The 3,969-nt window shown below is 27.3% G+C and carries 3 protein-coding genes and 1 pseudogene; all 4 read left to right on the top strand.

From position 1 onward, the window contains the following. Nucleotides 1-11: 11 nt before the first annotated feature. Entirely contained in the window at nucleotides 12-1,079 is a 1,068-nt protein-coding gene (locus tag L8U04_RS08175) for an AAA family ATPase (RefSeq protein ID WP_263709814.1), read from the top strand. Further along, on the top strand, nucleotides 1,079-1,762 hold the full coding sequence (locus L8U04_RS08180; RefSeq protein WP_263688748.1) for a DUF4276 family protein: 684 nt from the start codon (nucleotides 1,079-1,081) through the stop codon (nucleotides 1,760-1,762). Before L8U04_RS08175 ends, L8U04_RS08180 begins: the two co-directional genes overlap by 1 nt. Continuing rightward, complete coding sequence (locus tag L8U04_RS08185; RefSeq protein ID WP_263709815.1) at nucleotides 1,759-3,009, top strand: hypothetical protein; 1,251 nt, start codon at nucleotides 1,759-1,761, stop codon at nucleotides 3,007-3,009. Before L8U04_RS08180 ends, L8U04_RS08185 begins: the two co-directional genes overlap by 4 nt. Beyond that, a pseudogene (locus L8U04_RS08190) lies at nucleotides 3,002-3,969 on the top strand (hypothetical protein); the annotation flags it as partial. The gene L8U04_RS08185 and the pseudogene L8U04_RS08190, both read left to right, overlap by 8 nt.

The following is a 3,969-nucleotide window of genomic DNA, read 5'->3' on the forward strand; positions in this document are numbered from 1 at the left end:
AAAGGATATAAATGCTAAATAACATAACAATCAAAGGCTATAAATCTATAAAAGATTTATCCGAATTTGAACTTAAAAATTTAAATATCTTAATCGGTGCAAATGGTGCAGGTAAAAGTAATTTTATCTCGGTATTTAAAATGCTTAATGTATTGTTTAATAAAAATTTGCAATTTTATACACAAGATAAAGGACCTGATAGTTTTTTGTATTTTGGTAGAAAAGAAACCGAAAAATTGCATTTTGACTTTGTTTTTAACCCAAATAGATATAAAGTAGATATCGTAGCCACGCAAGAAAACAAAATGCTTATACAAAAAGAAAGAATTTATTTTGGTCCTCACGAATACATTATAGGAGAGAATGTATACGAAAGTAATATTTCTGAAGCAAAAGAATATTCTAGATCCAAAGCAGTTGCTGATTATACTATAAGCGAAATTAAAAAATGGAAGCTTTATCATTTTCATGATACTGGAGATACATCTAAAATGAAAAGCATATGTGATGTAAATGATAATCTTATTTTCAAAGAAGATGCACAAAATATAGCAGCTTATCTTAAAATGCTCCATGATAATCACAATAAACATTATGAACAAATTTTAACCACTATACAAGATATTGCTCCTTTTTTTGGGGGATTTGTTTTTAGAAATAGTGATAATATACAATTAGAATGGCATCATAAAAACGATCCTGATACTCCTTTCAAAGCACATATGCTTTCTGATGGAACTTTAAGGTTTATATGCTTAGCTACTTTATTGCTTCAGCCTTTTGAGCTAATGTCAGGAACAATTATTATCGATGAGCCTGAATTAGGACTACATCCTTATGCGTTAAAAATTTTAAGCGAGATCATTAAAAGAGTAGCTCAAAAAAAACAACTCATTATTTCTTCTCAATCTGTAGAACTGATAAATCATTTTGAAGCACAAGATATTATAGTTGTAGATAAAGAAGGTGATCAATCTATTTTTACAAGAATGGACAATGAAAAACTACAAACTTGGCTTGAAGAATACACACTTGGAGAAATTTGGGCTAGTAATCTTATAGGTGGGAGACCAAAATAATGTCAGATATTATAAGATGCTATGTAATTTGCGAAGGACAAAGTGAAGAAAAATTTATCAATGAAACTTTAAGTCCGTATTTTCACAATGTCAAAATTTATCTCACTCCACTTACAATACCTACATCTAAAGGACACAAAGGCGGTGCGCTTTCGTATGATAGAGTGGTTGATTTTATTGTTAAAAAATTAAAACAAGACACACAAGCTTTTATGACAACTATGTTTGATTATTATGGATTAGATGATGAATTTTTAAAAGAAAATAAAGCTAATACTGATATATATGAATATATTGAAAAAATACAAAAAGATTTTGATGAAGCAATTAAACAAAAATGCGATACAAATAAATTTTTTAGCTATATACAACCACATGAATTTGAAAGTTTGCTTTTTAGTGATATTACAAAAATCATTGAAGCAGACGCTGAATGGGATGAAAAACTCATTTGCGAATTAGAATGTATTATCGAAAAATACAATAATCCAGAATTCATCAACAATAGCAAGGAAACAAGTCCGTCACACAGGCTAAAAAAGATTTTTTCTTCTCCTAGCTATAAAAAAGTTTTGCATGGTAGCAAGATCGCAAAAGAAATTGGTATAGACAACATAAGATTAAAATGTCAACACTTTAACAAATGGTGTGAAAAAATTGATGCTTTGAAAGCTTTTAAATGAAACAAACATTAAGCGCCAATCAAATTAGCTTTCATCTTTTATCTAAAAAAACTTTTAGTGATGAAAAATACCTTGACGCTTGGAGTTTAAAAGGTAATCGCCTTAATTTACAAGAATGGCTTGATTTTAAAAAAGCTAATGAAAATAATTTTTATAATAAACATTTAGAAAATACCTTAAAAGCTATACAAGAACTTAAAGCTTGTTTTAGTATTGATAAATTTGAAGGTATAAATCTACACAGTGAGGATGAATGGTTAAATTTTTTACCTTCAAATTATACTCAAATTTACAATCGTTTATGCAAAGATAAAAGCAAATACATTTTACATAGATATTATCAAAAAGATGAATTAAGTGAAATAGGAACTCTTAAAAACCTCTCCCCTAATTTACCTTTTTGGGATGAAAAAGGAGAAAATTTCTCTCAAAGCCAAATCAATACTCTTATAGAAAAAGATAATCTAGCACCCTACTTTAATAAATATGATATTTATTTCAACTCATCACTATACCTTACTTTTAATCTTAATGATGAAAATTTAAATTATCTAGTAAAAAATTATGAAGATAAACTTAATTATGGTTTTATCCCAAAAACCCAAGAACAACTTCAAAAAGAGTTAAATTTAAGTAAAGATGAAAAAATCATCTTAGAACTTGAAAATATTTTTTTAAGTCTTTGTAAAGGCATAAGTGCTGATTATGCTTTTATGGATTTTTCTTATTTTTTTGCAGGGTATGATTATATATTAAATTCTAAAAATAATACTTTAAAATCTTACCCTATTAGTTATGATGAGTTAATTTATAAAAGAAGCTTTAAAGAGCATATTGAAGAATTTGCAAATAATTATTTTTTAAATTATTATTCTAAAGAACTTTTAAATGAACTTGATGATCAAGAATTAAACAAAGATAGACTTAATTATTATCTTGTTAATTACAACAAAATTCCAAAAAACACAGAAGAAGAAAATACACAAGGTATGCTTTCTAAGCAAAAAAATGTAAATATCAACTTTGTAAATTTTATAGACTATAAAGACTATGTTTATAACAATAAAGATGATTTTTGGGAGTTTTCAGCAGAAGAAAACTCTATACTTTGGGAAAAATTTCTAAGTAAAAACACCCTAAAACCCTTTCCTTTAAATTTTGATTGTTCTTTAGAAGAAAAATTTCTTTATGCTAAAGATGAGCAATTAAAAAGCATACTTCAAACCCACAAGGCTTTTTATGGCTAAAAAAAGAAAAATAACTCTTCCTAAAATAGAAGCTATTAATATAAGTCCTGATACTTCTTGTATGCATCCTATATTAGAAGATAATACTTTATTATGCATACATGGAGGTAAGGTTAAGTTAAAAGCAAAGAATGCTAAAAGAATAAAATCAGACAATGTTCCTATTATGCTTAATAACGAAATACAAGGAGCTAGTATAAGTGGATGTGTAAATCCACCTATGCTAGGAGGACCTTGTACTAAAGTAGCTTTAGTATTTGCTCATACTTATTCAAATCATAAAGTAAATCATAAACATTCTGTATTACAAATGGGTTTAATAGGGGTAAGTAATAAAGGTTATCCTATATTAGCTATACCTAAGAAAAATAAGATTAAATTTGCTTTAGCTAAAATACAAGCTAATCCTCTTGCTAAGATTAAATGGGACAAGATAAGATGGGAAGGGATAGGAGGTAAGCTAAAAGCAGCACAAAGAAGAAAACAAGTAAATAAACAACAAGTATTTTTAAAAGAAGTTCAAGCACAACAAAAAGAAGCTAAAAAAGTTTTAGCAAATATGGAAAAAAAGATACAAAAATTAAATGGCATTGATAAATTAAGCAATAAACAAAAAGGAAATTATGGCGAAGCTAAAATGCATTTGCATTATTTAAATCAAGGCTATAAAAGAATTAGCTTAAACAAAGTTCAAGGACTTGATGATAAAATTCATCAAGGAATTGATGGAATTTATTATAACCCCAATAAAAATCCAAAATATATCATCGCAGAAGCTAAGTTTGGAACAAGCAAGTTAAATAGAAAAACTAAGCAAATGAGTGATGATTGGATAACAGAAAAGGATAAAAATAGACTTGGTATTGTAGGGGAAAAACAAGCAAAGGAAATAAAAAAACTTCTTAAGGAAAATAGCAATGATGAAATCAGAAAAGATTTATTTCATGTTGATGAAGGAGG

Source organism: Campylobacter sp. IFREMER_LSEM_CL908, assembly GCF_025771545.1.
GTDB lineage: Bacteria > Campylobacterota > Campylobacteria > Campylobacterales > Campylobacteraceae > Campylobacter_D > Campylobacter_D lari_D.